The following is a 25,526-nucleotide window of genomic DNA, read 5'->3' as shown; positions in this document are numbered from 1 at the left end:
GCTGTGTGTGGCTGGTCGCGCTTCCCCGCGCCCCTAAGGGGTGCTCCTGTCCGGAGCGCCTGCCAAGTGGGCGACCAATCTGTCGAAGCGTTGGCGCCAGCCCGGGTCCTCATCTCCAGGGGACTCGTGGGTGAAGCGGACCGTCGTGCCGGACGGGCGGCTCGGCTCCAGGTGGAAGCGGATGCGGCCCCGGCCCTCGACCGTGTACTCGGCGATCCGCTCGACGTCCCACGCCGTGATCCGGCCGCTGCCGATCCCGCGCAGCGTGACCGCCCCGCCGAGGCGTGGCTCGAACACCTCGGCGGCGGCCAGCCACCCCCGCAGTCCTTCCGAGGTGGCCACCGCCGCCCAGACGTTCTCCACAGGCTGGGGAAAACGCAGCAGGTAATGCAGGACGCGGGTGCCGTCCTCCCGGGTCTCGGTGGCGCCCTCTTCGATGCCTCGGGTCACTCCGGTCATGACACCAGCGTGGCCCGAGGCGGCCCGTTCCGCACGCGCCGAAGGCTAGGACCTGTCCTAGACGCCCGCGTAGGAGTGCTTGCCGGAGACGAAGATGTTGACTCCGTAGTAGTTGAAGAGGAAGCAGGCGAAGGCGATCAGGGCGATGTACGCGGCCTTGCGGCCCTTCCAGCCGGCCGTGGCGCGGGCGTGGAGGTAGCAGGCGTAGGCGACCCAGGTGATGAACGCCCAGGTCTCCTTCGGGTCCCAGCCCCAGTAGCGGCCCCACGCGTCGCCCGCCCAGATGGCGCCCGCGATGATCGTGAAGGTCCACAGCGGGAAGACGGCGGCGTTGACGCGGTAGGAGAACTTGTCGAGGGAGGCCGAGGAGGGCAGCCGCTCCATGACGGAGGTGGCGAAACGGCCCGGCCGGCCGCCGGTGGCGAGCTTGTTCTCGTACGAGTCCTTGAAGAGGTACATCAGGGTGCCGACCGCGCCCACGTAGAACACGGCACCGCAGAGGATCGCGGTCGAGACGTGGATGTACAGCCAGTACGAGTGGAGCGCGGGCACCAGCTGGTCGCTCGCCGTGTAGAGCACCGTGACCGCGAGGCCGAGGTCGAGGAGGACGGTGGTGACCAGGGGCAGGCCCAGCCAGCGGATGTTCTTCTTCAGCACGAGCATCGCCAGGTACACGGTGACGGCGACCGTGGAGAAGGTGACGCTGAACTCGTACATGTTGCCCCACGGCGCCCGCTGCACCGACAGCGCGCGGGCGACGACGCCGGCCGCCTCGACGGCCCAGGCGAGCACGGTGAGGGACACCGCGATCCGGCCGTAGAGGTCGCCCTGCTCGTCACCACCGTGTGCGCCGGGCCCGTCGGGCACGTCACGGGCGCCCGCCGCCGACCGGGTGACGACCTTCGGCCGCTCCAGGACGGCCGTACCGCCCGCCGACTGCACGGTGACCGCGGGGGTCTTCGCCTTCTCGGTGGTGGTGAGCGCGGCGGCGGTACGGGCGACCTTGCTGCGGCTGCCGAAGATCCACTCGGCGATGTACGCGAAGAAGGCCAGGGTGTAGACGGCCATCGCGGAGTAGATCAGCGTGTTGCTGATGTTGGCGAGGTGTTCGTTGGTGGCCGTGGCCAGATCGGTCACGGCGCCCAGGTCGGTTGCGGTGGCGAGAGTCACTTCTCAGCCCCTTCGGCGGCAGGTACGGAGGGTTCGGCGTCGGGGTCGGTTTCGACTGCGGCTTCGTCTGTGTCGGGCTTGGTGGGCGCCTGTTCGTGGACGAGTGCGGCCAGGTCGCCGAGTTCTTCGGGGAGCTTCGCGGACTCGCTGCGGCCGAGGCCCGCCATCTCGACGACGGTGACGCCGTCGGCCCCGGTGGCCGCCCGCACCCACACGCGGCGGCGCTGGATGAAGAGCGAACCGGCGAGACCGAAGATCGCGGTGAAGGCACCGATCAGCGCCCAGTCACTGCCGGGCTGCTGGGTGACCTGGAAGTTCGCCCACTCCTTGATGCCCTTGTCGAAGGTGATGGAGCCCGCGCCGTTCGGCAGCTTCATCGTCTCGCCGGGCAGCAGGCGCGCCTTGACGATGTTGCCCTTCGCGTCCTTGAACTGCTTCATCTTCGAGGTGTCGAGCTGGTACACGTTCTGCGGGATGCCCGCGTCGACCCCCAGGCTGCCGTGGAATCCGGACAGCGCGAGCACGGGGAAGTCGAGCGCGGGGAACTGGGAGAACATGTCGCCCTTGCCCGCGCCCGCGAAGGTCGGCACGAAGAAGGCGGAGAAACCGAGCTGTTCGCTCGTCCCCTGCGCGTTCTTGTAGCCGTCCATGACCTTGATCGCGCCCTGCGAGGTGACGTTCGGGTCGAGCGGCAGCATCGGCACGGCGTCGTGGTAGACGACGTTGCCCTTGCCGTCCCGGACGGTGACGACGGGCGCGTAGCCGTGCGCGGTGAGATAGACCTTCGAGTCGCCGATCTTCAGCGGCTCGTTGACCTTGACGGTGGTCTTCTTCTCCTTGCCGTACGCGCCGACGCTGTAGGTGATGGCCGCCTGGTACGTGCGAGGGGTGCCCTTGTTGGGGCCGTTCCGCTCGTAGGTGCCGGTGAACTTCTTGAGGTTGAAGCTGAACGGCGTGAGGTCGTCGGTGCTGAAGAGGTTGCCGGACTTGAAGTCGTCGTACTGCGAGATCGTGTTGGAGAACCCGTCGCCCTCGACGATCAGCTTGTTGCCCTCGGACTTGAAGAGCTGGCCCCAGGCGAAGGCGACCAGCATCACGATCAGCGCGATGTGGAAGAGCAGGTTGCCGGTCTCGCGGAGGTAGCCCTTCTCGGCGGCGACGGCGTCCTTCTCGATGTGCGCCCTGAACCGCCGCTGCTTGAGAATCTTGAGGGCGGCCTCGCGGACCTGCTCGGGCTCGGCCCCGGTGCGCCAGGTCGCGTACGCGGGCAGCCGGTTCAGCCGCTTGGGGGCGCCCGGCGGACGGCCACGCAACTGCCCGACGAACTGCCAGGTGCGCGGCACGATGCAGCCGATGAGCGAGACGAAGAGCAGGATGTAGATCGCGGAGAACCACACCGAGCTGTAGACGTGGAACAGGCCGAGCTTGTCGTAGACGGACCCGAGGATGCTGTGCGCGTCCTTGAAGTCCGCCACCTTCTGGGCGTCGGTCCCGGACTGCGGGATCAGCGAGCCGGGGATCGCCCCGAGCGACAGCAGGAAGAGCAGGATCAGGGCCACCCGCATCGACGTCAGCTGCCGCCAGAACCAGCGGGCCCAGCCGACGACCTCACGGCCGGTCCAGGTCAGCCAGCCCAGGGCGCCGGGCGCGCGGGGCCCGCCGAAGGAGCCGGGCACGGCCGTGTCGACCGGCGCGGTGGACAGCTGGGATCCGGCTTCGCCGAGTTCGCCGTCGGCGCTCACCCCGATGTGCCGCTTGGCGGTCGCCGGGTCCTTCGTCCTGCCCGTGCCGGTGTCGGTGTCGGTGTCGGTCGTGCTCATCGATCAGATCCCTACCGTGAAGCCGTTGGACCAGGTCTGCATCTGCTGCACGATGCTGTCCCAGGCGCCGGTGAGCAGGAGCAGGCCGGTCACGATCATCATGCCGCCGCCGATCCGCATCACCCATGCGTAGTGCCGCTTGACCCAGGCGAAGGCGCCGAGCGCCTTGCGGAAGGCGACGGCGGCGAGGACGAAGGGCACTCCCAGACCGACGCAGTACGCGACGGTCAGTATGGCGCCGCGGCCCGCGCTCGCCTGGTTCATGGAAAGAAAATTGATGGAGGAGAGCGTCGGTCCCAGACAGGGCGTCCAGCCGATGCCGAAGAGCGCACCGAGTATCGGAGCACCCACCAGGCCGGTCACCGGCCGCTTGTGGAAGCGGAACTCGCGCTGCGTGAGCCAGGGCATCATCCCCATGAAGAACACGCCCATCGCGATCATCAGCACGCCGAGGACCTTGCTGAGCGTGCTCTGGTACTCCTGGAGGGTCGATCCGAAGTAGCCGAACAGCGCCCCGCCGGAGACGAACACGGCGGTGAACCCCACCACGAACAGGCTGGCGCCCGCGACCATCCGCCCCCGTCTGGCCTCCGCCAGATCCGTGCCGGTGACACCGGTCACGTACGACAGATAGCCGGGGACGAGCGGCAGCACGCACGGCGAGAAGAAGGAGACGAGGCCGCCCAGGACGGCGATCGGCAGGGCGAGCACCAGGGCACCGCTGACGACGGTGTCGGACGACGCGGCGAGGTTCGTGGACGCGGCGAGAAGGGACACGTCGGTCACTTCTCCGCGACAACGGGGTCGAGCATCTCGCGGAGCTTCTCCTCGCTGAGGGCCTGCAGTGTGCGGGCCGCGATCTTCCCGTCCCGGTCGATGACGATCGTGGAGGGGATCGTCTGCAGGTTCAGCGTGCCCTTCTTGAAGCGGAGCAGCAGCTTGCCCGTGGGGTCGTAGAGGCTGGGGAAGGTGACGTCGTGCTGCTTCTCGAACGCCTGGGCCAGACTGACGTTGGCGTCACGGGTGTTGATGCCGACGAACTGCACGCCCTTCGCCGCGGTGTCCTTGGCGACCTTGGCGAAGTTCGGTGCCTCGGCGCGGCACGGCGGGCACCAGGAGCCCCACACGTTCAGGACGACGACCTTGCCCTTGTAGTCCTTGACGTCGAGCTGCTTGCCGTCCACGGTCGGGCCGGAGAGGTCGGGGGCCTGGACCCGGGAGCCCTTGGCGACGGTGGAGATGCCGTCCTTGCCCGCCACGAAGTTGCTGTCGCCCGAACCCCCGGACGTCCCTCCCGAACCGCACGCGGACAGGACAAGCGCGGCGACGGCGGCCCCGGTGGTGAGCAGGGCGGCGCGGCTACGGGTGCGGTTCGAGCGCTGTTCGGCGCGGCAGGCGGCACTCATGTGAAAAGTTTCGCATGCCCGTTTCGAGGATCTTCCGCACCCCCCTTGCGGGCGGAAAACACCATTTCAGGCGGCGTCCCCGGACCCCTTGGAAGTGGCCGTCCCGGAACCCTTACTGGTGCCAGTGCCGGCGCCCGAACTCGTACCAGCCCCCTTGCCGGTGTCGCCGAGGAACGTCTTCCAGCCACCCGCGGGCCGCTGTCCCACGTCCAACGTCCGCAGCTTGGCCAGGACCTCGGGCTTCTGTACGTCCATCCAGTCCACGTACTGCCGGAAGGAGACGAGGCGGACGTCCTCGCCCTTCTCCTTCTCCCGGGCGATGTGCTTGAAGGCGTACTCGACGGCGTCCATGTAGATGCCGCCGTTCCAGTGCTCGAAGTGGTTGCCGATGAAGAAGGGCGCCCGGTTGCTCTCGTAGGCCCGCCGGAACCCGGCGACATACGCCTCGCCCGCCTGCTGCCGCCACGCCGGGTAGTTGTGCGCGGGCGCCTTCGTCGAGTTGATCGACTGGTTGGCCAGCATGTTGTAGTCCATGGACAGCACCTCGAAGCTGCGCCCCGGGAAGGGGATCGCCTGGAGGGGCAGGTCCCACAGTCCGTGCCGCTTCTGCGGCCAGACCTGGCGGCCGCCGGGCGAGGAGGCGTCGTAGCGCCAGCCGAGTTCCTTGGCGGTGGGCAGCAGGTTGTTCTGGCCGAGCAGACAGGGGGTGCGCGCGCCGACGAGTTCCTTCTCGTAGTCGAAGGGCAGCGGGGGCAGATCGGTCCAGCCCGTGTTGGTCCGCCACTCCTTGACGAAGGACTTGGCCTGGTCGATCTCACTGCGCCACTGCGCCGGCGTCCAGTGGCCGACGGTGCCGTGGCCGGAGCAGAAGTGGCCGTTGAAGTGCGTGCCTATCTCGTGGCCGTCGAGCCAGGCCTGCCGGACGAGCCCGAGCGTCGACTTGACGTGGTCGTCGGAGAGATAGCCGATGTCGGAGGCGCCCCGGGGGTTGTTCGGCGGCAGGTACTTGCGCTTCTTCGACTCGGGCAGGAGGTACAGCCCGGAGAGGAAGAAGGTCATGTGCGCCTCGTGCTCGCGGGCGAGCCCGAGGAAGCGGGAGAAGAGACCGGTCCCGACCTCACCCGCGCCGTCCCAGGAGAAGATCACGAACTGCGGAGGGGTCTGGCCGGGCTCCAGAGGAACCGGCTTCGCGGGCTGCTTCGGCTGCTTGCCCGTGAAGGAGGTGGAGCCGTCGCCTATCAGGCGGCCGGGGCGCGAGGAGGCGCCGGGCTTGTCGGACGCACCGGGCTCGCCCGACCGGGAACCACCGCCCCCGCCATGACCGTCCTGTTGGTCGGTGCCGCATGCCGCGAGTCCCATCGCCGCCGCGGCACCCGCCCCGAGGCCGATCATTCCCCGCCGGCTGATGTCCCGCATTCGGTCCCCATCTCATCGCGCCCTCTCAGCTGGCTCCCAGCTGACACACAATGAGAGGGCACGACAAGCAGATAGGTTCCTTCGAACGCGCAACGTTGGTCGTATTTTACGAAGAACAGTTCGGGTAGCGACGCATACGAATACTTTGCGCCAACATGCACGGGAATAGACGCTCTACGCCCCGAACGCCTTGCCCTTCCCCTTCACCGGCTTGGCGCCCGCGAGGAGATGGGCCGGAACGAGATCCCGGGCGGGCTCGCTGTACCCCACGGACACGATCCTGTCGCCGCGGTAGGTGAAGGACGTCAGGGACGCCAGCGTGCACTGCCGCTTGCGCGGGTCGTGCCACAACCGCCGCTTCTCCACGAAGGACCGCACGATCCAGATCGGCAACTGGTGGCTGACCAGCACCGCTTCATGCCCACGGGCCGCGTCCTTGGCGGCGTCCAGCGCCCCCATCATCCGTACGACCTGATCGACGTACGGCTCGCCCCAGGACGGCTTGAACGGGTTGACGAGGTGCTTCCAGTTCTCGGGCCGCCGCAGCGCCCCGTCCCCGACGCCGAAGGTCTTCCCCTGGAACACGTTCTCGGCCTCGATCAGCCGCCCGTCGGTGTCGAGGTCGAGACCGTGCGCCTTCGCGATGGGCGTCGCGGTCTCCTGCGCCCGCTCCAGCGGGGAGGCGACGACATGCGTGACGTCCCGCGGGGCCAGGTGCTCGGCGACCCGCTCGGCCATCTGCCGCCCGAGCTCGGACAGGTGGTAGCCGGGCAGCCGCCCGTACAGCACCCCGTCCGGGTTGGCGACCTCGCCGTGCCGCATGAGATGCACGACGGTGATGTCCTGATCCCGGCCCTGCGTCTGGCTCTGTGTCTGATCCTGTGTCTGATCCTGCGTCTGATCCTGGCTCATGCCGTGGCCTCCGCCGCCGCCCGGGCCGCCGCCGGAAGGGCGTCGGCGATCCGCTGAATGGCCCGCTCGTCGTGGGCCGTGGACACGAACCACGACTCGAAGGACGACGGGGGCAGATAGACGCCCTGCGCCAGCATCGAGTGGAAGAACGCGGTGAACCGGAAGGACTCCTGCGCCTTCGCGCCCTCGTAGTCGCGCACCTCACGCCCGGTGAAGAAGACCGAGAACATGTTGGAGGCGTTCTGCAGCCGATGCGCCACGCCCTCCTTGCTCAGCGCCTCCGTGACCAGCCCGCGGAGCTGCTCGGAGACGGCGTCGACCTTGTCGTACGCGGCGTCGTCGAGCAGCCGCAGCTGGGCGAGCCCGGCGGCGGTCGCGACAGGGTTGCCCGACAGCGTGCCGGCCTGGTAGACGGGCCCCGCGGGAGCCAGGTGCTCCATGACGTCCTTGCGGCCACCGAAGGCGGCTGCGGGGAATCCTCCGCCCATGACCTTGCCGAAGGTCATGAGATCGGGACGTACCCCGTCGATCCCGTACCAACCGGCCTTGCTGGTCCGGAACCCGGTCATGACCTCGTCGGAGATGAACAGGGCGCCGTTGCGCGCGCAGGCGTCCTTGAGTCCCTGGTTGAACCCGGGCTGGGGCGGCACGACGCCCATGTTGCCCGGCGAGGCCTCGGTGATCACGCAGGCGATCTCACCGGGGTGCGCGTGGAAGGCCTCGTTCACGGCCTCGAGGTCGTTGTAGGGCAGGACGATCGTGTCCGCGGCCTGGGCGCCGGTGACACCGGGGGTGTCGGGCAGCGCGAAGGTCGCCACCCCGCTCCCCGCCGACGCCAGCAGCGAGTCGACATGCCCGTGATAGCACCCGGCGAACTTGATCACCTTCGACCGCCGGGTGAACCCGCGGGCGAGCCGGATGGCGGACATGGTCGCCTCGGTCCCGCTGGAGACGAGCCGGACCTGCTCGACGGGCTCGACCCGGGCGACGATCTCCTCGGCGAGCGCGACCTCGCCCTCACCGGGAGTGCCGAAGGAGGTGCCGCGCGCGACGGCCTCCTGGACGGCGCCGATGACGTCGGGATGCGCGTGCCCGAGAATCATCGGCCCCCATGAACACACGAGGTCGACGTATTCCCTCCCGTCGGCATCGGTCAGGTATGGACCGTTTCCGGACACCATGAAGCGGGGCGTACCGCCCACGGCGCGGAACGCGCGCACCGGAGAGTTCACGCCGCCGGGCGTGACGGCAGCCGCACGGTCGAAAAGAGTCTGCGAAACTGGGGCTTCGTACGGATAGCTCACACGGGCCATGGTGTCAGAGGCTGCGAAGATCCTGCGGACAGGTGTTTCAGCGTACGTTTCGGCGTGCGGCCGTGGGGGAGGTCACTGTCACGATGATCGGGTTGCGTGGCGGGGGTCGCGCGCCTTAGAAAAGCAGTCGGGTGGAGATATGCATCGCGGTGGCGGACTGGGCGAGGGGACCGATGACCTCGGTCCTCGGCGTGCCCGGCGGGGAAGGCACCGGCGCGAGGCGGAGGAAGCGGCCGAGGCACGACAGACGCAGGGGTCGCCGAGCTCTCCCGGATCACCCGGGTCGCAAGGATCACAGAACGATCCTGAGCGGATCGACCCGTCGGGCCGTATGGACGGTATGGACTACACGGACCGCGGGGCAGACCGGCTCAGGGCAGGAAGCGGGAATGGTGGCCGGGTGGGGGTGACCTACAAATACTTCGGCGCGCCGGACGGCGCGACGGCGGCCCGCGTGCCGATCTCGATGCGCCCCGAGGAACTCGGAGGCGACGAGCTCGGCATGAACGGCATGTTCACCAAGATCAAGCCGGAGACCATGGCCGCGATGGTCCTCACCGGCATCGAGGGCGTCCCTCTCCACAAGGTCCCGCCCCTGGAACTGATCGTCCTGCACCCCGACTACGCCGTCGTGAAGCTCCCCATGACCGTCGTCGACCCCCTGCGGGGCATCGGCGAGGAGGCGGTCGGCGCGGCGGCCTTCATCTGGTCGACGGTCCCGGACCGCGGGGGCCCGCGGGACGCCTTCAACGTGTACCAGCTTCTCCACGAATGGCAGGATTTCAGCCATCGTCTGCACGAGGCGGGGCATCAGCCGTACTGCCTGGTGTGGCCCTGACCTCCGGTTCTCCGTGACACGGGCGAGGCCTTCGGGTTCCGCCCGGGAACGGCGCGCACAACGGGCATGGGGGGCATGAGGGGCATACCCGCAAGGATTCCCTGCGCAATGTCGAGGACACCGGGGAGTTCGTGGTCAACTTCTCCTCCGAACCACTGCTGCGGTTGATCAACGCCACTGCCACCGACTTCCCCCGGTCGGTCAGTGAATTCGACTTCGCGGGAATCGACCGCGAACCGAGTCTGCGGGTACGACCGCCCCGAGTGGCGGCCTCCCCCGTCGTTCTCGAGTGCCGCTCGCACACCACCCTGCGGATGGGGAACTCCACCCTCGTCTTCGGACGGGTGCTCCACGCGGCGGTGCACGAGGACCACATCGTCGAAGGCCGCCCCGGCTCCGCACGTCTGCTCCCGCTCACCAAGCTCGGCGGCGACGAGTGGGGCACGCTGGGAGAGGTCCTGCACCTGAGCCGCATCCCCTCCGAGGAACCACGTCCCTAGGCGGGGTCAGGGGACGGGGCTGGGGACACGGCCGCGGTCACAGCCAGCCGTTGCGCTTGAACCCCCGGTGGATGACGAAGCACGACACGGCGATCACCGTGAGGGCCAAGGGGTAGCCGAAGCGCCAGTGGAGTTCGGGCATGTGGTCGAAGTTCATGCCGTAGACGCCGCACACCATCGTCGGTACGGCGATGATCGCGGCCCAGGCCGTGATCTTGCGCATGTCCTCGTTCTGGGCGACGGAGACCTGGGCGAGGTGGGCCTGAAGGATGGAGTCGAGGAGGGCGTCGAAGGCGGTGATCTGTTCGGTGACCCGGGACAGGTGGTCGGCGACGTCACGGAAGTACGCCTGTATCTCGGGGGCGACGAGGCGCATCGGCTCGGTCGCCAGGATGTGGAGAGGGCGGCCGAGGGGGACCACCGCGCGTTTGAGTTCGAGGAGTTCGCGCTTGAGCTGGTACATGCGGCCGGCGTCGGCGCCCCTGGCACCGCGGGGTGAGAAGACGGACGTCTCCACCTGGTCGATGTCGACCTGGACGGCGTCCGTGACGGTCAGGTAGTCGTCCACGACGTGGTCGGCGATGGCGTGCAGCACCGCGGCCGGGCCCTTGGCCAACTGCTCAGGCTCCGCTTCCAGGTCCTCGCGCAGGGGGCCGAGGGAGCCGTGCCGTCCGTGCCGCACGGTCACCACGAAGTCGGGGCCTGCGAAGACCATGATCTCGCCGGTGTTCACGACCTCGCTGGTGGCGGTCAGTTCGACGTGTTCCACGTAGGAGACCGTCTTGAAGATGGCGAACAGGACGTCGCCGTACTGCTCGACCTTGGGGCGCTGGTGGGCGTGGACCGCGTCCTCGACGGCGAGCGGGTGCAGGCCGAACAGTTCGGCGACCCGGGCGAACTCCGTCTCGGTCGGCTCGTGCAGCCCCAGCCAGACGAACCCGTGGCCGCCGCGTTCGCGGACCCGGGCGACGGACTCCTCGACGCTGGGCGCGGCCTCCTGGCGGACGCCGTCGCGGTAGATGACGCAGTTGACGACGGCGGAGCCGAGCGGGGAGCGGGCGGGGTGACTCAGGTCCACCCGGCGTCCGCCGCGTGCCAGACGGGCGACTTTGCGCAGATTGCCGACCATCGACATGCGGTGCTCCTTCCCCGGATTTCCCGGAATGGACGGCCAGTGTGCCAGCAAGGGGTAAGACCGACGTCAGAGCCCGGTTCGAGCGTGCGCCCCGCGCCGGCCCCGCGGTGTCAGGGGGGCGTCATAAATCACGCCCGCGCCGTCAGGCCCGCGCCAACGCGGCGGTCCGCCGCCGTCCTCCGGCCCTTCGATGGCCGATGGGTACGTGTGTGGACCGACATCGAGGAGTGCGCGAGCGATGGGCGAGGAAGAGCGGGGACCGCGCGTGGTCGCGGGAGTGAGCGGTTCGCCGGGGAGCCTGGCGGCCCTGCGCCGGGCCGCCGCGGAGGCCCGGCGCGGCGGAGCCGAACTGCTGGTCGTGATCGCCTGGGAGGCGCCCGGAGGTGACTTCGCCCACCGCAGTGCGCTCAGTCCACTGCCGATGGCCACGCTCCGGCTGGACGCGGGCCGACGGCTGCTCGCCGCGCTGGCCACCGCCTTCGGCGACGCGGGGCCCGGGGTCCCGCACCAGGGCCTTGTCGTTCGGGGCACACCGGGGCGGGCGCTGGTCGAGACCGCCGACCGGGCCGACGACCTGCTGGTGGTCGGCCCGGGGTGCCGAGGAATACCGCACCGGTGGCTGGTCCCGTCCGTCGCCCGGTACTGCCTCGCGCACGCCGTCTGCCCGGTGCTGGCCCTGCCGCCCTCGCCCCTGTCCCGCGAGCTCGCCTCGGTGCACCGCCGTATCCGGCTGGGGCTGCCGCTCGACGCGCGGGAGCTGGCCGAGGACAGGTCCTGAGCGACCCAGGGAGTGTCGCCCGGGTCACCCCGGGTCCGCAGTGACCTGGACAACACCCCCAGCCGCCCACGTCAGGGGCGCGTTACGGGGCCGGGGCAACGCGTCAAACCTCCGTCAGCGAGCGGTCCCCTCCCCGGCCCGGCGGGCATAGCCTCACCGAGGCGCACGGCCGAACCGGCCGGCGCCCGTCTCTTCCGCGAGGAGCAGCACCATGTCTCCAGTCGACCGCTCCGAGGATCCCGAGCCTTCCGAACGTTTCCCGGCCGGACTTCTCTTCGTTCCTGTCCGGTCGGGGCCCGCGGGCTGCACGGCCCGGTTCTTCCGCACCCCCCTGGGCGGCCGTACGGCCGTCGGCTTCACCTCGGCGGCCAGGCTCGCCGCCACGCTCGGCACGGACCAGGCCTGCATACGGCTCTGTGAACCCGCGCTGCGCGCCCTCGCCGCGCCCCTGGGCGTCACCACCCTCACCATCGACCCGCAGCTCTCCGCCCCCTCGGCCGACCGCACCGCGGCCACGGCCCGTGAACGCGAGAACTCCTGGCGCCGCAGGCATCCCCAGCACGTCGGCACCCTGCGGGTGACCGGCGCCGCCGTCGTCGTCGCATGCCTGAACCTGCTGATCGGCTGAGGAGACGCCATGTCCATTCAGGAACTGCCCGTACAGGCACAGCCTGTTCAGGAACCGCCCGTACAGGCACAGCCTGTTCGCGAACAGCCCGTCCAGGAACTGCACCGGGCACCCGGGACCGACAGCGCCGACCAAGGAGCCCCCGCCGACGCGCGCGACGCCGAAGGCCTCTCCGTCTGGCCCCGCTCCGCCCGCCCCGAACCCCACGGGGACGTCTCCGTCGGCGGTGTCTCCCTCACCGAGGCCGCCGACCGCTTCGGCACCCCCCTCTACCTCCTCGACGAACAGGAAGTCCGCGAGCGCTGCCGCGCCTACCGCACCGCGTTCCCCGACGCCGACATCCTCTACGCCGCCAAAGCATTCCTGTCCCGGGCCATGGCCCACTGGATCCAGGAAGAAGGCCTGGGCCTGGACGTCTGCTCCGCCGGAGAACTCGCACTCGCCGTCACCACCGGCTTCCCGCCCGAGAAAATCGTGCTCCACGGCAACGCCAAAAGCCCCGAGGACCTCAGCACCGCCCTGCGCCTCGGCGTCGGCCGCATCGTCGTGGACAGCACCTCCGAGATCACCCGCCTCGCCGCCCTCACGCCCCCCGGCACCCGCCAGCCCGTCATGGTCCGCGTGACACCCGGCATCGCCGCCGGCGGACACACCAAAATACGCACCGGCACCGACGGCCAGAAGTTCGGCCTGTCGCTCACGGACGGCTCCGCGCAGCACGCCGTCACCCGCATACTCGACCAGCCCCACCTCGAACTCGTCGGCCTGCACTGCCACATCGGCTCCCAGGTCACCACCGTCAAGCCCTACGTCGCCGCCGTACGCCGCATGACCGGACTCCTCGCCCGCATCCGCGACCAGCACGGCATCGCCCTCCCCCAGTTGAACATCGGCGGCGGCCACGCCATCGCCTACCGCCCCGGCGAAGAACACCTCAACATCTCCGCCCTGGCCGGACGCGTCCGCGCCGAACTGGAAGACGGCTGCGCCCGCGCCCACCTGCCCCTCCCCCGCCTCACCGTCGAACCCGGCCGCGCCATCGTCGGCCCCGCCGGCGTCGCCGTCTACCGGGTCCTGGCCGTCAAACGCACCGGCACCCACACCTTCGTCGCCGTCGACGGCGGCATGAGCGACAACCCCAGACCCGCCCTCTACGGAGTGCGCTACGCACCCCGCCTCATCGGCCGCCCCACCACCGCACCACCCCGTCTCGCAACCGTCGTCGGCCGCCACTGCGAAGCCGGCGACATCCTCGCCGACGACGTCGCCCTCCCCGGCGACATCCACCCCGGCGACCTCCTCGCCGTCCCCGCAGCCGGCGCCTACCACCTGTCCATGGCCTCCGGCTACAACCTCATCGGCCGCCCACCCGTGATCGCCGTCTCCAACGGCACCGCACGCACACTCGTGCGCCGCGAATCACAGGACGACATGAACCGCCGAGACGTCGGACTGTAGGGCTGCTGGGGCCCTCATCGGGATCAGGACCTGGCCCGGCGGCCGGTTCAGAGGCTGAGCCGGTAGGGCACCACGCAGACGACCACGTCCGTACGGGCCCGCAGCGCGGCGGCGAGGAGCAGACCGCGCTGGTTCTGCAGGATCTGATAGCGGCGGTGGAGGGGTTCCACCTCGGGGATGAGGACGGCGATCTGCCGTCCTCCCTCCTCCGCCCTGCGGACGTATGCGACGATCGGTTCCACGAGCGAGCGCTGCGGGCTGTCGACGACGTCCAGGCGTACGCCCGGGTTCCAGCGGTCCCAACTCTCCCTGAGGGTACGGACCTTGGCCGGGTCGGCGTGTACGGCGACGGCGACCACCTCGTGGCCGAGGGCGCGGGCGGCGGACAGCACGTGCTGGGTGAGTCTGCTGACCTCGCCGACCGGCACGATGACGAGGGAGTCGCCGCCGCGCACGGGCGGCGGGACCTCGCCGAGTCCGAGTTCCAGGCCGACGGTCGTGTAGTAGCGCTGGATGCGGTCGAACAGCAGCATCAGCAGCGGGATGGCGACGACCACCACCCAGGCTCCTTCCAGGAACTTGGTCGTGAGCAGGACGACGCCCGCCACGGCGGTCAGTACCGCGCCGACCCCGTTCAGGACCGCGCGCCGCAGCCAGCCGTGCGGACGCTGCCCGGCCCAGTGCCGTACGAGACCGGTCTGACTGATGGTGAAGCCGATGAACACGCCGATCGCGAAGAGCGGGATCATGCGGTGGGTGTCGGCGTTCACGGCGATCAGGAGCGCGGCCGCGAGCAGGGCGAGGGTCACCACGCCCCAGCGGTACACCGGCCGTTCCGTACGCAGCCCGAAGAGGTGCGGCAGCCGGTGGTCCTTGGCGAGCAGGCTCATCAGGACGGGCAGACCGCCGAAGCTGGTGTTCGCGGCGAAGGCGAGGGCCAGGGTGACGATGAGATTGGTCGCGTAGTACGGCCATCCCGTCCCGTACGCGCCCGCCGTCAGCTGCGCGAGTACGGTCACGCCGCCGCGCGGGGCGACATGGTCGCGGCGGATCAGCAGGACCATGCCGATGAGCATCAGACCGAGGAGTGCGCCGAGCATCAGCTCCGTGCGCTGGGCGCGTTTGACGCGCGGCTCGCGGAAGGAGGGCACGCCGTTGGCGATGGCCTCGACTCCGGTGAGCGCGGAGCAGCCGGAGGAGAACGCCTTGAGGAGCAGCAGGACGCTCAGTGCCTCGGTGGCGTGGACGGGCTGGACGGTGCCGACGAACGCCACGGGGCGGCCTCGCGCCAGGCCGAGCACGACGATGCCGAGGATGCTCACGATGAACAGCACGGTGGGCAGCATCAGCGCCCGCGCGCTCTCGGCCACACCCCGCAGGTTCACGGCGGTGAGCAGGGCGAGCCCGATCAGGCAGACCGCGAGCAGGTGCGAGCCGAGCACCGGGAACGCGGAGGCGAGGCTGGCCGCGCCCGCCGCCAGACTGACCGTCACGGTCAGCACGTAGTCCACGACCAGGCTGGCCGCCGCGAGCAGGCTGACGGTCGGTCCGAGATCCTTCTTCCCCACCGCGTACGCGCCGCCGCCGTCCGGATGCACGGCGATCACCTGTCCGTAGGACACGACGAGCACCGCCAGCAGTCCGGCGATGACGAGCGTCACCGGGAGCGTGGCGGACAGCGCGCCCGTCCCGGCGGCGATCAGTACGAGCACGATCGCCTCGGGGCCGTAGGCCACCGAGCTCAGCGCGTCCAGGGAGAGCGCGGCGAGTCCCTCGACGCTGGTCAGGTGGTACTTGTCGCCCTCCCCGTGCCGCAGCGGAACTCTCGGCCGCAGTTCGCGGCGGGCCAGGCCGTACGCCATGGGGACCTCGCGGGGGTGAGGGGGTTGGAGTCAGTGTGACCGGCTTGGTGCGGTGTGGCGGGGCAGGGACGCGCCAGGACCACCGCGGACCGAAGGTGCGGGACGCGCAGTCGTGTTGCCGCCGATCGGGTAGTACCCGAGGCACGGTGCGGGCGGGGGAACGGCCGCTCAATCCTGGCGAAACAGCAGGTCAGTGCAGTCTGACGGGCCATCGGTTGGCCCAATGGGCCTGAGCGGGCGTGCCCTCGGGGGTGCGCCAGGTGAGCGGCTCGAGTGGTGCGCGGAGCCCCGCGGATTGACGGTGGATCACGTCGGGGTCGGGTTCTCACGAGCTGACGCAGTGTCAGCTGCCTGGCTGCGACGGAAGGACTCCGAAGATGCGATCTGCCCGCATTCTCCTCGCCACCGCGACGGCCACGGCGGCCCTCGCGATCGGCGCACCAGGCGCCCTCGCCGCCACGGCGGGTGACGGGGGCCACGATGACTCTTCCTACAGCAAGGAGCACGACAGGCCGAACGGGGGGGTGCACGCGGGCGGCGGAGCACTGACCACCGTGCGCGGTGACGACTCGGGTTCCGGCCGTGGAAAGGACGATTCGGGCTCGGACCGTGGCAAGAGCGACGACTCCGGCTCGGACCGTGGCAAGAGCGACGACTCCGGCGACGAACACGGCAAGAAGGGCGGCTCCGACCACGGCAAGGGCGACGACTCAGGCTCCGACCGCCGCGGGCCCCGTGGCGGCATGCACACCGGCGGCGGCGCCCTCAGCGCCGTGCGTGGCGAGGACTCGAACGGGGACGACTCCGGCTCCGACCGCGGCAAGAGCGACTCGGGCTCGGACCGTGGCAAGAGCGACGACTCCGGCGACGAACACGGCAAGAAGGGCGGCTCCGACCACGGCAAGGGCGACGACTCAGGCTCCGACCGCCGCGGGCCCCGCGGCGGCATGCACACCGGCGGCGGCGCCCTCAGCGCCGTGCGCAGTGACGACTGGAACAAGGACGACGAGAAGTTCGACCCGGAGACCTACAAGGACAAGGGCAACAAGGGCAACGACGACTCGGGTTCCGACCGCGGCAAGGACGACTCGGACTCGGGGCGCGACAAGCCCCGCGGCGGCATGCACACGGGTGGCGGTGCGCTCGCCACTCCGGGCAGGACGGCCGGTGGGCTGGCGGTCCTGGCTCTCGCCGGTGCGGGTGCCTACGTGGTGCGCCGCAAGCGTGCCGCGGACGGCCTTTCCTGATCCATGCCTGACGACATAGCAGCCCGGGCCGCCTCCTGCGCACAGCGTGGCGGCCCGGCTGGTTGCCCCCGTGCCGCGCCGGCTCCGCCGCCGTAGTCCAGTGAGTTGTCCCGTACGTGTTCCAGTGAGGTGGTGCCCGATGGCATCCCGGTTGTCCTCCCCCGTCGAGCCCCGGGCCGTGACGCCGCTCCAGGGCGCACGGCCCGGCGTGCCGATGTTCGTGTGGTGCGTCGGAATCCTGGTCCTGGCGCTGAGCCTGTTCGGCGGCCATGGCAAGCCCTCCGACCCCTCTGACCCCTCGGCCAAGCCCCATGGCGCGGCGGCGCTCGCACCGTCGTCCCCTGCCCGGCCGCCGGGCAAGCACCTGCCGCGGTCCGAGCCGACGCGGCTGCTCATCCCGAAGATCGGCGTGGACGCCCCGTTCACCGAACTGGCCGTCGACGCCGCGGGCAAGCTCCAGCCTCCGACCGCCGACGACACCAACCTGGTCGGCTGGTACGCCAAGGGCGTGTCCCCCGGTGAGCGGGGCACCGCGATCATCGCCGGTCATGTCGACACGACCACCTCCGCGGCCGTCTTCGCCGACCTCAGGGAACTGGAGATGGGCGACCGGTTCACCGTGGAGAGGGCCGACGGGCGCAAGGCCACCTTCGTGGTCGACAACGCCGACACGTTCGCGAAGGACGACTTCCCCGACCAGCGTGTGTACGCCGACACCCGCGACGCCGAGGTCCGGCTGATCACCTGCGCCGGCGACTACGACCATTCGGCGAAGGACTACACCGAGAACCTGGTGGTCTTCGCCCACCTCGTCTGACCTCACGGCCGGTGACGTGTCAGAGGCCCGGGACTCCGTGCTCGCGCAGCGGCCCGACGCGCCAGCCGTGCGTCTCGCAGGTGTCGAGGACGCGGGGCAGGGCGGCGAGGGTGGTGCGCCAGGAGTCCGGGGCCGAGGTGCAGTCGGAGTCGTGGAGCAGGATGGTGCCGCCGCCGGACAGATCGCGGGTGACGGTGCGGTGGACGGAGTCCGGGGTGGCCCGTTTGCGCCAGTCCTCGCCCCAGGCCGTCCACAGCGTCGGGGTCAGCCCGAGGCGGCGGCAGGTGAGGTGGGCGGCGGTGTTCATCACCCCGTACGGCGGCCGGAACAGCGTGGGCGGGCGGCCGGTGACCTCGGCGACGGCGTCGCGGGCCCGGGCGAGGTCGTCGTACGTGGCGCGCGGGCCGCGCAGCAGCAGGGGGCGGTGGTGCCAGCCGTGGATGCCGATCTCGTGCCCGGCGGCGGCCATCTCCTTGGCCAGGCCGGGCGAGCGGGCCAGCATCGAGCCCAGCAGGAAGAAGGTCGCCCGGATGCCCCGGGCGTCCAGCAGCCGCAGGAAGTGCGGGGTGGAGAGGTGGTCGGGCCCGTCGTCGAAGGTGAGCGCGACATGGTCGGGGCGGCCGCGGCCGGCGAGGCGGGGCATGGCCCGGTTGCGCAGCGGGCCGAAGGTGGAGATCACCGGCGCGGCGTGCGCGGCGGCGAGCGCGGGCAGGGCGATCGCCCCGGCCCGCCGAACGGTACGGGCCGTCCGGCCCGGGCCTGACCTCATCGGTCGTCGTCCTCCAGGTAGTGGGTGAGCGCACCGAAGTGGTGGCCGGGGGACCCCCCGTAGGCGTAGGCGAGCGGGGCGCCGAGGGAGAGGGTGGCGGCGACGGCGGCGACCATGAGGACCGTACGGCGCCGCGCCTGCCGTGACCTGGCGGCGAACCGCGCGGCGACGGGGAGGCGCAGCGCCTCGACCGGTACGGACCTCGGCGCGTCGGACGGCACGCCGGCCAACCTGTCGGCCGGTACGCGCGTCGGGGGTCCGGACACGTCGGAGACAACGGCGGGCCGCGCGGCGACCGGGCGGCGCTGGGACGGAAGGGCGGTGGCGGACAGCGGGCCGCGGGCCATCGTCGTGACGGCCGGTACGGGGCCGGGGGCCGCGGCGAACAGGGCCAGGCCCGCCTCGCGCTGCGCCCGGCCGCGCGGGCCGTGGAGGAGTTCGGTCAGGGTCGGCGCCAACTGGTCCGGCTCGCGGATCCAGGGGGCGAGGCCCGCCTCGTCGAGCGCGGCGGCGTTGGTCCGGCCGTGCCCGGGTATGCAGCGGTAGCTGACGACCGGGAGTCCGCCCGCGAGCGCCTCCAGCGAGGTGAGCCCGCCCGCGTTCTGGACGAGGACGTCGCACGCGTGCATCAGGCCGGGCATGTCGTCCACCCAGCCGTGCACGTGGGCGATGCCGTCCGCGCGCAGCCGTTCGGCCAGCGCGTGATTGCGTCCGCAGACCACGACCGGCAGGGCGACCCCGGTGCCGAGGATCTCCGCGGCGGCCTCCCGGACGGGCCCGACCCCCCACGAGCCCGCGACCAGCAGGGCGAGCGGTGCGTCCGGGGGAAGGCCGAAACGGGTGCGGGCGGCACGCCGTTCGTCCTCGTCGGCGGGGGTGAAGCGCGGGTCGGTCATCGGGCCGGTCACGGTGACGCCCGCCGCGCCCTGCTCGTGCGCCTGGGCGGCGGGTATCGCGTGGGCGGCGAGGTGGACGTCGATGCCGGGCGCCACCCACAGGGAGTGGACGGAGAAGTCGGTGAGGTAGGTCAGGGCCGGTATCGCGAGCCGGCCGCGCAGCCGCAGGGCGCCGAGGACCTGGCTTGCTCCGGGGTAGGTCGAGACGACCGCGCGGGTGTCGGGGGTGACGGTGGCGAGGGTGCGGCGTTCGGCGCCGCGCAGCAGGGCCCGTACGGCGGGGTTGGGGCGTCGTTCGTGCTCGGTGGCGGCGTAGATGCGCTGGTAGCCCGCGGGGGCCCAGGTCAGCAGCCGGAGGTAGGCGCCGGAGAGCAGCTTTCCGATGCGGGCGGGCAGCAGGTCGAGGAAGTCGTGGCGGTCGACGAGGAAGCCCGCCGCCGTGAGGTGGCGGGTGAGTTCGGTGGCGGCGCCGTCGTGCCCGGCCCCCATGCTCGCGGAGATGACGGTGATGCGGGTGGGACTGTCGGAGTGGGGCACAGCGTGATCAGCCTCCAGAGTGGTGAGGGCATGACGAGGGACGTCACCGACTCGCCGGAACAAAGGCGAAGGAAACAAACGCAGGAGCGACCGAGACCGTGGCCACCGGCGTCGGCGATGCGGGCCGACTCGGCGGTGCGGTGTTGAGCGCTCAGGTGTCGAGCGCGCAGGTGCCCAGCGTTCAGGCGTTGAGCGCTCCCGCGCCCAGCAGCCCGAGCAGCAGCACGCCGACGACCATCCTGTAGATCACGAAGGCGTTGAAGGAGTGCTTGGCGACGAATTTCAGCAGCCAGGCGATCGACGCGTAGGCGACGACGAAGGAGACGGCGGTGCCGACGGCCAGCGGCACGGCGCCCACCCCCGCGCCGACGGCGTCCTTGAGCTCGTACAGACCGGCGCCGGTGAGGGCGGGGATGCCGAGGAAGAAGGAGAGCCGGGTGGCGGCGACCCGGTCCAGGTCCAGGATCAGCGCGGTCGACATCGTGGCGCCGGAGCGCGAGAAGCCCGGGAAGAGCAGCGCGAGGATCTGCGAACAGCCCACCAGCATCGCGTCCTTGAAGGTGGTGTCGTCCTCGCCGCGCTTGTGGCGTCCCATCTGGTCCGCCGCCCACATCGCGCCACTGCCGACGATCAGCGAGAGGGCGACCACCCACAGGGAGCCGAGCGCCCCGTCGATGAGCGGCTTGGCGGCGAGGCCCACGATCACGATCGGGACGGTGGCGTAGATGACCCACCAGGCGAACTTGTAGTCGTGACTGTGCCGCTCCTCGCGGTCGCGCAGCCCCCGGCCCCACGCGGAGACGATCCGCACGATGTCCTTGAAGAAGTACACGAGCACGGCGGCGATCGCGCCGACCTGGATGACGGCGGTGAAGCCGACGACGGCCTTGTCGTCGACCGGGATGTTCATCAGCCCCTCGGTGATCTTGAGGTGGCCGGTGGAGGAGACGGGGAGGAACTCGGTCACTCCCTCGACGACTCCCAGTACGACGGCCTGGCCGACGCTGATAACACTCATGGGATCCATCTCTGCGGTGAACGGGGCGAGCACGTGTCCCCCGGGGCACGGGCGCACGGCGGCACATGGCAGACTCGGACCACGGCAGCATTTACACCGCCGTAGAAGCTCAAGTTTTACACGACTGTAGAAGATGGACGGGTGAACGACAAACCCATGGGCCTCGATTCACGCGATTCACAGGCTCGGGGCTCCAAGCGGGCCAACGGCGCGCGGGAGTCCGAGATCCTCGGCGTACTCCAGCGGGCCGAGGCCGCGCTCACGCCGGGCGAGGTCGCCGAACGGCTCGGGGGCGAGCTGACGTACAGCAGCGTGGTCACGATCCTCACCCGGATGCACACCAAGCAGTTGCTCACCCGGACCCGGCGCGGACGGGCGTACGCCTACGCGCCCGTGACCGACGACCCCGGGTTCGCCGCCCGCCGGATGCGCACCGTGCTCGAGGAGCGCCCCGACCGCGAGGCGGTGCTCGCCCGCTTCGCCGACAGCCTGTCCGACACCGACGCGGACCTGCTGCGCCACCTGCTGGGACCCGACGCGGACCCAGACCGGTAGGACAAGGAGCCCGCCCGGATGCGTATCGCCGTCTATCTGCCGCTGCTGCTGTCCGTGATCGCGCCTCTCGGCGCCCGCCCGCTCTCCGAACGCTGCGAACCGCGCCTGGCCACCTGGCTGCTCACCACCTCCGCGCTGATCCTGGGCGTGGCGACCACCGTCTCACTGGGACTACTGGCGATCACCGGTCTGATAGGCGTTCCGTTCCTCGCCGACCTCGGCCACTGGTCGGCCCGCACCGCGCAGGTCAACGACCCCGCCGAACCGCCGGTCGCGCTCCTCGCCGGCCTCCTGCTCGGCGGCGCGCTGCTGACCGCGGCACGGATGCTGTGGCGCCGGGCCCGCTCCATCGCCTCCGCCATCTGGGACGCCGCGTGCATGCCCACGCCGGACGGCCTCGTCATCGTCGAGGACGAGGCGCCGGACGCGTACGCGCTGCCGGGCCTGCCGGGGCGGGTCGTCGTCTCCACCGGCATGCTGCGCACCCTGGACAAGGCCGAGCACGACATCCTGCTCGCCCACGAGCGCGCCCATCTCACCGCCCATCACTATCTGTTCGTGGCCCTGGCCGGCCTGGGCGCCGCCGCCAACCCCCTCCTGCGGCCCTTCGCCACCGCCGTCACCTACACCGTGGAACGCTGGGCCGACGAACAGGCAGCCCGCGCCACCGGCGACCGCCGCCGGGTCGCCCGCGCGGTCGGCAAGGCGGCCCTGGCCGCCCACAACGCCCCCGCCCCCCGCCTCTCCACCCTCGGCTTCCGCGGCGTCCTCGGCCGACGGGGACCGCTCGCCGGCGCGGGCCCGGTCCCCCGCCGGGTCGCCGCCCTCCTCGCCCCTCCGCTCACCCGCCGTCCGTGGCTCGCCCTCGTCACGACGGCGTGCCTGGCCCTCACCCTGGTGTCGACCGTCGCCGCCACCCGCGACCTGCACGACCTCCTCGAGGTGGTCGGCATCGCCCACCACCACGACCCGCATCACCACGACCCGGACAGGCCGAACCACGACGCCTTGCCCTTCGGCTGAACCGGTCGTCGAGTCCTCGCGCGGTCAGCCGTCTCCCCCACCGCCCTCCACGCCCTGCCGGAAGCCGTGCCTCGAGGCGTGGCCTGAGAGAGAAAATGGGGGAATGGGGCGGGCCATGACGAGTCGTTTGCTGATGCCGTGCCGACGTGCGGGGGGCGACCGGGTCGCCCCGGGGACCGGACCCGTACCCGGCTCCACGCGCCCCACCCCGATCCTCGACCGGACCCACGCGAACGTCACCGCCCTCGTCGAGCGGATCCCACCGCGGACACCGCCCGCGACTCCCTCCGCGTGGCCCACGGGATCATCGCGCGTGAGGTGCGCCCGGTGTACTCCGTGGACGACCCGCGGAGCACCTCGCGGACGCTGGCGCTCGGGCGGGGCTCGTGCAGCCAGCGGATGGCGGTGCTGGAGGCCGTCGCGCGTGCCGTCGCCGTACCCACGCGCGTGCGGGGGCTGCTCGTCGACGGAGTCTTCTGGTATCCACGGTTCCCCCGGCTCAAGCCGCTGGTCCCGGAACAGGTCCTGCTCGCGTGGCCCGAGCCCACGGCCAGACCCTGTGCCTCCCGGCCCGCACCCTCGCGGAGCCGGTGCTCGGGCGATGGGCCGCGGGAGGCCGGGCCGCCCGGACCGCGTAGCGGCAGGCCGAAGCCTCTTGTCGCATCCTTGACGCCCAAGTCATCAGAGACCCGTCAAGGCATGCTGCCTCCGGCCTCCCCGGTCTCTACCGTCGGTCGTATGGAACGCCGCAACCGCCGCAACAACGCGCGCACCGCGGTCGACGCACCCGCCCCACCCTCCGCGGAAGTGGCGCGCGACCACCTCTGGGCCCAGGACGTACGCAGTTCGATCCGCTGCGCGGCCGTGCTCCTCGCCCTTCTCCTCCTCATCGACTGGGGAGTCGGCACCCTCTCCGCGCCACGCGCCACCCTGTGGGCCGCGCTCGCGGTGCTGCTGTTTCTCGTGCTGTACCCCACCCGGGTCTCCGCGGGCGAGGGCTGGCTGGTCTCGCGCGGCTTGCTGCGCGCGCGCCTGGTGCGCACCGACCACCTGGTGTCGGTGCGCTGCCTGGACGGAGTCGGTCAGCGGCTCGTGCTGCGGGACACGTTCGGCGCTCGCGTCGAGATCGACCCCCGGGTCCTGGTGGCCAATCCGCCCCTGTGGCACCGCCTCGACGAGGACGCACGCCTGTCCGCCCTGCGCTCCACGCTCTCGTGCGGGGAGACCGCGCTGCACCGCGTCTCGGAGCGGATCGACCGCGAGACGGCGCTGACGGTCTTCAAGGTGTCCGGGCTGGAGTGAGGACCGGGGTCAACCGTTGACGGAGCCGCCGGGGGTGACCAGTCCCGTCTCGTAGGCGAGGACGACGGCCTGTGCGCGGTCGCGGAGCGCGAGCTTGGCGAAGATCCGGGCGACGTGGGTCTTCACGGTGGCCTCGCTGAGGGTGAGGGCTCCGGCGAGTTCGGTGTTCGACAGGCCGCGGCCCATCAGGGCCAGCACCTCCAGTTCACGAGGGGTCAGTGGAGCCAGGTCGCGGTGGATCGCGAGCGTGCGGGCCGCCGCCGAAGCGGTGGGGCGGTGAGCCGGGCCGGCCTCCTCGGCATCGCGGGCGGTCGCATAGCGCTCGACCAGACGGCGGGTGATCGAGGGGGCGAGCAGTGCGTCTCCGGTGTTCACCAGTCGCACGGCTGCCGCGAGGTGGGCGGCGGTGACGTCCTTGAGCAGGAAGCCGCTCGCCCCGGCGGCGAGCGCCGCGTAGACGTAGCGGTCGAGGTCGAAGGTGGTCAGCATGATCACCCGGCAGTGCGGGAGCAGCCGCAGGACGCGTTGGGCGGCTTCCAGGCCGTCCAGGCGGGGCATCCGGATGTCCATCAGAAGGACGTCCGGGCACAGCCGTTCGGCCTCCGCGACGGCCTGAACGCCGTCTGCGGCCTCGCCGATGACGTCGATGCCGCGCGAGGTGAGGATGAGGCGGAAACCGGTTCGGATGAGCTCCTCGTCGTCGGCGATGAGGACGCGCGGGGCGCGGCCGTCGGGGGCGGATTCGGTCACGGACGCTCCAGGGGGATGCGGGCACGGACGCGGTAGCCGCCGCCGATGCGGCGCCGGGCGTCGAAGCGTCCGCCGTAGACGGCGACGCGCTCGCGCAGACCGATCAGACCGCGCCCGGCACCGTCGTCCCGGCGCTCGCGGGCGCCCGGTCCGGCATCCGTGCTCGCGCGGTCGGCGGACAGCACGCTCGGTCCGCTGTTGAGCACCTCGACCCGCAGACTGTGGTCGGCGTAGCGCACCGTCACCGCCGCCCTGCCGCCCCCGCCGTACTTGAGCGCGTTGGTCAGCGCCTCCTGGACGATCCGGTAGGCGGTGACGTCGATGCCGGGCGGCAGCGGGCGCGGTTCACCGGAGATCCGCACCTCGACCGGGAGGCCGGCGAAAGCGATCCGGTCGACGAGGGTGCTCAGTCGACTCAGGCTCGGCTGCGGTGCGAGCCCGGAGAGGTCTCCTTCGCCGTACCGCTCGGCCCACTCATCGTCGTCGCCGTCGGGCGACGGCGCCAACAGGCCCAGCAGGTGGCGCAGTTCGGTCATCGCGTCGCGTCCGGCACCCTCGACGGTCCGCAGCGCGGTCTCCGCCTCGCCCGGCAGGGTGACCAGCACCTCACGAGCCGCGCTCGCCGATACGACCATCAGGCTGACCTTGTGGCTGACGATGTCGTGCAGCTCGCGGGCGATACGGGCGCGCTCGGCCGCGACCGCCGTGCGGGCGGCGGCCTCCCGCTCGCGCTCCAGCAGCCAGCCCCGGTCCTCCAGGACCCTGCGGTAGCGGCGGCGGGCCCGCGCCAGCAACACGACCGCGCTCCCGGCCACCGCCAGGCTCACCCCCGCGAGGGCGATGAGCAGCCGGCCCGTCCCCGATGTCCACACGCCGTCCATCGTGCCAGGCAGCCGGCGAGGGGGCGTCCACCTGCG

At 71.2% G+C, this 25,526-nt stretch carries 25 protein-coding genes; 10 read left to right on the top strand and 15 right to left on the bottom strand.

Annotated features, from left to right (window positions below):
- Positions 1 to 33: 33 nt before the first annotated feature.
- From AAFF41_RS27525 to hemL, 8 genes are all read right to left on the bottom strand, one after another.
- A complete protein-coding gene (locus tag AAFF41_RS27525; protein WP_319750039.1) occupies positions 34 to 459 on the bottom strand; it encodes an SRPBCC domain-containing protein in 426 nt (141 codons plus the stop codon).
- A 57-nt stretch (positions 460 to 516) separates the two neighbouring features.
- A complete protein-coding gene (ccsB, locus tag AAFF41_RS27520; protein WP_319750038.1) occupies positions 517 to 1,629 on the bottom strand; it encodes a c-type cytochrome biogenesis protein CcsB in 1,113 nt (370 codons plus the stop codon).
- A complete protein-coding gene (gene resB / locus AAFF41_RS27515) occupies positions 1,626 to 3,449 on the bottom strand; it encodes a cytochrome c biogenesis protein ResB (RefSeq protein ID WP_343324779.1) in 1,824 nt (607 codons plus the stop codon). Before resB ends, ccsB begins: the two co-directional genes overlap by 4 nt.
- Positions 3,450 to 3,452: 3 nt before the next feature.
- Positions 3,453 to 4,235, bottom strand: a complete 783-nt coding sequence (locus AAFF41_RS27510; protein WP_143602544.1) for a cytochrome c biogenesis CcdA family protein — start codon at positions 4,233 to 4,235, stop codon at positions 3,453 to 3,455.
- Positions 4,232 to 4,855 carry a TlpA family protein disulfide reductase gene (locus AAFF41_RS27505; protein WP_097285763.1) on the bottom strand — a complete coding sequence of 208 codons (624 nt, stop codon included), beginning with the start codon at positions 4,853 to 4,855 and terminating at the stop codon, positions 4,232 to 4,234. Before AAFF41_RS27505 ends, AAFF41_RS27510 begins: the two co-directional genes overlap by 4 nt.
- 66 nt (positions 4,856 to 4,921) lie before the next feature.
- Positions 4,922 to 6,271 carry a polysaccharide deacetylase family protein gene (locus AAFF41_RS27500; protein WP_343324778.1) on the bottom strand — a complete coding sequence of 450 codons (1,350 nt, stop codon included), beginning with the start codon at positions 6,269 to 6,271 and terminating at the stop codon, positions 4,922 to 4,924.
- Positions 6,272 to 6,445: 174 nt separating this feature from the next.
- A complete protein-coding gene (locus tag AAFF41_RS27495; protein WP_319750146.1) occupies positions 6,446 to 7,093 on the bottom strand; it encodes a histidine phosphatase family protein in 648 nt (215 codons plus the stop codon).
- A gap of 86 nt (positions 7,094 to 7,179) precedes the next feature.
- Positions 7,180 to 8,496 (bottom strand): glutamate-1-semialdehyde 2,1-aminomutase, encoded by a 1,317-nt coding sequence (gene hemL / locus AAFF41_RS27490; protein ID WP_343324777.1) that lies wholly within the window; start codon positions 8,494 to 8,496, stop codon positions 7,180 to 7,182.
- Positions 8,497 to 8,896: 400 nt separating this feature from the next.
- Between hemL and AAFF41_RS27485 the strand changes: the two genes are divergently transcribed.
- The gene (locus AAFF41_RS27485; protein WP_102914261.1) at positions 8,897 to 9,334 is read left to right on the top strand and encodes a hypothetical protein; all 438 of its coding nucleotides are present in this window, start codon (positions 8,897 to 8,899) and stop codon (positions 9,332 to 9,334) included.
- Positions 9,335 to 9,435: 101 nt separating this feature from the next.
- The gene (locus tag AAFF41_RS27480; protein WP_343326363.1) at positions 9,436 to 9,834 is read left to right on the top strand and encodes a flavin reductase family protein; all 399 of its coding nucleotides are present in this window, start codon (positions 9,436 to 9,438) and stop codon (positions 9,832 to 9,834) included.
- A 37-nt stretch (positions 9,835 to 9,871) separates the two neighbouring features.
- Here AAFF41_RS27480 and AAFF41_RS27475 read toward each other — a convergent pair whose 3' ends face one another.
- A complete protein-coding gene (locus AAFF41_RS27475) occupies positions 9,872 to 10,969 on the bottom strand; it encodes a magnesium and cobalt transport protein CorA (RefSeq protein ID WP_319750033.1) in 1,098 nt (365 codons plus the stop codon).
- A 238-nt stretch (positions 10,970 to 11,207) separates the two neighbouring features.
- On the opposite strand from AAFF41_RS27475, the gene AAFF41_RS27470 reads away from it, so the two are divergent.
- The 3 genes from AAFF41_RS27470 (at position 11,208) to lysA (ending at position 13,833) form a co-directional block, all read left to right on the top strand.
- Positions 11,208 to 11,747, top strand: a complete 540-nt coding sequence (locus AAFF41_RS27470; protein ID WP_343324776.1) for a universal stress protein — start codon at positions 11,208 to 11,210, stop codon at positions 11,745 to 11,747.
- Positions 11,748 to 11,958: 211 nt separating this feature from the next.
- Entirely contained in the window at positions 11,959 to 12,375 is a 417-nt protein-coding gene (locus tag AAFF41_RS27465; RefSeq protein ID WP_319750030.1) for an SAV_915 family protein, read from the top strand.
- Positions 12,376 to 12,384: 9 nt separating this feature from the next.
- On the top strand, positions 12,385 to 13,833 hold the full coding sequence (gene lysA, locus AAFF41_RS27460) for a diaminopimelate decarboxylase (RefSeq protein WP_343324775.1): 1,449 nt from the start codon (positions 12,385 to 12,387) through the stop codon (positions 13,831 to 13,833).
- Between the two features lie 47 nt (positions 13,834 to 13,880).
- Here the strand turns inward: lysA and AAFF41_RS27455 are convergent, their stop codons facing one another.
- Complete coding sequence (locus AAFF41_RS27455; RefSeq protein ID WP_343324774.1) at positions 13,881 to 15,695, bottom strand: APC family permease; 1,815 nt, start codon at positions 15,693 to 15,695, stop codon at positions 13,881 to 13,883.
- Positions 15,696 to 16,072: 377 nt separating this feature from the next.
- Between AAFF41_RS27455 and AAFF41_RS27450 the strand changes: the two genes are divergently transcribed.
- On the top strand, positions 16,073 to 16,942 hold the full coding sequence (locus tag AAFF41_RS27450; RefSeq protein WP_319750026.1) for a hypothetical protein: 870 nt from the start codon (positions 16,073 to 16,075) through the stop codon (positions 16,940 to 16,942).
- A gap of 139 nt (positions 16,943 to 17,081) precedes the next feature.
- Complete coding sequence (locus tag AAFF41_RS27445; protein WP_319750025.1) at positions 17,082 to 17,759, top strand: class F sortase; 678 nt, start codon at positions 17,082 to 17,084, stop codon at positions 17,757 to 17,759.
- Positions 17,760 to 17,778: 19 nt separating this feature from the next.
- Here AAFF41_RS27445 and AAFF41_RS27440 read toward each other — a convergent pair whose 3' ends face one another.
- The 3 genes from AAFF41_RS27440 to AAFF41_RS27430 all read right to left on the bottom strand — a co-directional run bounded on the left by AAFF41_RS27440 (position 17,779) and on the right by AAFF41_RS27430 (position 20,979).
- Positions 17,779 to 18,528, bottom strand: coding sequence for a polysaccharide deacetylase family protein (locus tag AAFF41_RS27440; protein ID WP_319750024.1), 750 nt, complete (start codon positions 18,526 to 18,528; stop codon positions 17,779 to 17,781).
- Positions 18,525 to 19,961, bottom strand: a complete 1,437-nt coding sequence (locus AAFF41_RS27435; protein WP_319750023.1) for an MGDG synthase family glycosyltransferase — start codon at positions 19,959 to 19,961, stop codon at positions 18,525 to 18,527. The genes AAFF41_RS27440 and AAFF41_RS27435 overlap by 4 nt, the downstream gene beginning before the upstream one ends.
- A 181-nt stretch (positions 19,962 to 20,142) precedes the next feature.
- The gene (locus AAFF41_RS27430; RefSeq protein WP_319750022.1) at positions 20,143 to 20,979 is read right to left on the bottom strand and encodes an undecaprenyl-diphosphate phosphatase; all 837 of its coding nucleotides are present in this window, start codon (positions 20,977 to 20,979) and stop codon (positions 20,143 to 20,145) included.
- A 141-nt stretch (positions 20,980 to 21,120) separates the two neighbouring features.
- Here AAFF41_RS27430 and AAFF41_RS27425 point away from each other — a divergent pair, with 141 nt between their 5' ends.
- The 3 genes from AAFF41_RS27425 to AAFF41_RS27415 all read left to right on the top strand — a co-directional run bounded on the left by AAFF41_RS27425 (position 21,121) and on the right by AAFF41_RS27415 (position 23,859).
- Positions 21,121 to 21,534 carry a BlaI/MecI/CopY family transcriptional regulator gene (locus AAFF41_RS27425; RefSeq protein ID WP_343324773.1) on the top strand — a complete coding sequence of 138 codons (414 nt, stop codon included), beginning with the start codon at positions 21,121 to 21,123 and terminating at the stop codon, positions 21,532 to 21,534.
- Between the two features lie 18 nt (positions 21,535 to 21,552).
- Positions 21,553 to 22,557, top strand: coding sequence for a M56 family metallopeptidase (locus AAFF41_RS27420; RefSeq protein WP_343324772.1), 1,005 nt, complete (start codon positions 21,553 to 21,555; stop codon positions 22,555 to 22,557).
- Between the two features lie 738 nt (positions 22,558 to 23,295).
- Positions 23,296 to 23,859, top strand: coding sequence for a hypothetical protein (locus tag AAFF41_RS27415; RefSeq protein ID WP_319750018.1), 564 nt, complete (start codon positions 23,296 to 23,298; stop codon positions 23,857 to 23,859).
- Between the two features lie 9 nt (positions 23,860 to 23,868).
- Here the strand turns inward: AAFF41_RS27415 and AAFF41_RS27410 are convergent, their stop codons facing one another.
- Together AAFF41_RS27410 and AAFF41_RS27405 are read right to left on the bottom strand one after the other, a co-directional pair.
- Positions 23,869 to 24,609: a response regulator gene (locus tag AAFF41_RS27410; protein ID WP_343324771.1), complete on the bottom strand. Its 741-nt coding sequence runs from the start codon at positions 24,607 to 24,609 to the stop codon at positions 23,869 to 23,871.
- On the bottom strand, positions 24,606 to 25,490 hold the full coding sequence (locus AAFF41_RS27405; protein WP_388413220.1) for a sensor histidine kinase: 885 nt from the start codon (positions 25,488 to 25,490) through the stop codon (positions 24,606 to 24,608). The genes AAFF41_RS27410 and AAFF41_RS27405 overlap by 4 nt, the downstream gene beginning before the upstream one ends.
- Positions 25,491 to 25,526: the final 36 nt, after the last annotated feature.

The organism is Streptomyces mirabilis, from assembly GCF_039503195.1.
GTDB classification, from domain to species: Bacteria; Actinomycetota; Actinomycetes; order Streptomycetales; family Streptomycetaceae; genus Streptomyces; species Streptomyces mirabilis_D.
The sequence above is the reverse complement of the archived record's forward strand: the minus strand, read 5'-3'. Positions and strand labels throughout refer to the sequence as shown.

Coding starts and splice junctions, on each gene's coding strand:
- AAFF41_RS27495 (WP_319750146.1), bottom strand. CDS start 7,093: ATGCGGCACGGCGAGGTCGCCAACCCGGACGGGGTGCTGTACGGGCGG.
- AAFF41_RS27430 (WP_319750022.1), bottom strand. CDS start 20,979: ATGAGTGTTATCAGCGTCGGCCAGGCCGTCGTACTGGGAGTCGTCGAG.
- resB (WP_343324779.1), bottom strand. CDS start 3,449: ATGAGCACGACCGACACCGACACCGACACCGGCACGGGCAGGACGAAG.
- AAFF41_RS27445 (WP_319750025.1), top strand. CDS start 17,082: ATGGCATCCCGGTTGTCCTCCCCCGTCGAGCCCCGGGCCGTGACGCCG.
- AAFF41_RS27420 (WP_343324772.1), top strand. CDS start 21,553: ATGCGTATCGCCGTCTATCTGCCGCTGCTGCTGTCCGTGATCGCGCCT.
- AAFF41_RS27500 (WP_343324778.1), bottom strand. CDS start 6,271: ATGCGGGACATCAGCCGGCGGGGAATGATCGGCCTCGGGGCGGGTGCC.
- AAFF41_RS27475 (WP_319750033.1), bottom strand. CDS start 10,969: ATGTCGATGGTCGGCAATCTGCGCAAAGTCGCCCGTCTGGCACGCGGC.
- AAFF41_RS27465 (WP_319750030.1), top strand. CDS start 11,959: ATGTCTCCAGTCGACCGCTCCGAGGATCCCGAGCCTTCCGAACGTTTC.
- AAFF41_RS27450 (WP_319750026.1), top strand. CDS start 16,073: ATGCGATCTGCCCGCATTCTCCTCGCCACCGCGACGGCCACGGCGGCC.
- AAFF41_RS27455 (WP_343324774.1), bottom strand. CDS start 15,695: ATGGCGTACGGCCTGGCCCGCCGCGAACTGCGGCCGAGAGTTCCGCTG.
- AAFF41_RS27470 (WP_343324776.1), top strand. CDS start 11,208: ATGGGCGAGGAAGAGCGGGGACCGCGCGTGGTCGCGGGAGTGAGCGGT.
- AAFF41_RS27440 (WP_319750024.1), bottom strand. CDS start 18,528: ATGAGGTCAGGCCCGGGCCGGACGGCCCGTACCGTTCGGCGGGCCGGG.
- AAFF41_RS27525 (WP_319750039.1), bottom strand. CDS start 459: ATGACCGGAGTGACCCGAGGCATCGAAGAGGGCGCCACCGAGACCCGG.
- lysA (WP_343324775.1), top strand. CDS start 12,385: ATGTCCATTCAGGAACTGCCCGTACAGGCACAGCCTGTTCAGGAACCG.
- AAFF41_RS27505 (WP_097285763.1), bottom strand. CDS start 4,855: ATGAGTGCCGCCTGCCGCGCCGAACAGCGCTCGAACCGCACCCGTAGC.
- AAFF41_RS27405 (WP_388413220.1), bottom strand. CDS start 25,490: ATGGACGGCGTGTGGACATCGGGGACGGGCCGGCTGCTCATCGCCCTC.
- AAFF41_RS27415 (WP_319750018.1), top strand. CDS start 23,296: ATGGAACGCCGCAACCGCCGCAACAACGCGCGCACCGCGGTCGACGCA.
- hemL (WP_343324777.1), bottom strand. CDS start 8,496: ATGGCCCGTGTGAGCTATCCGTACGAAGCCCCAGTTTCGCAGACTCTT.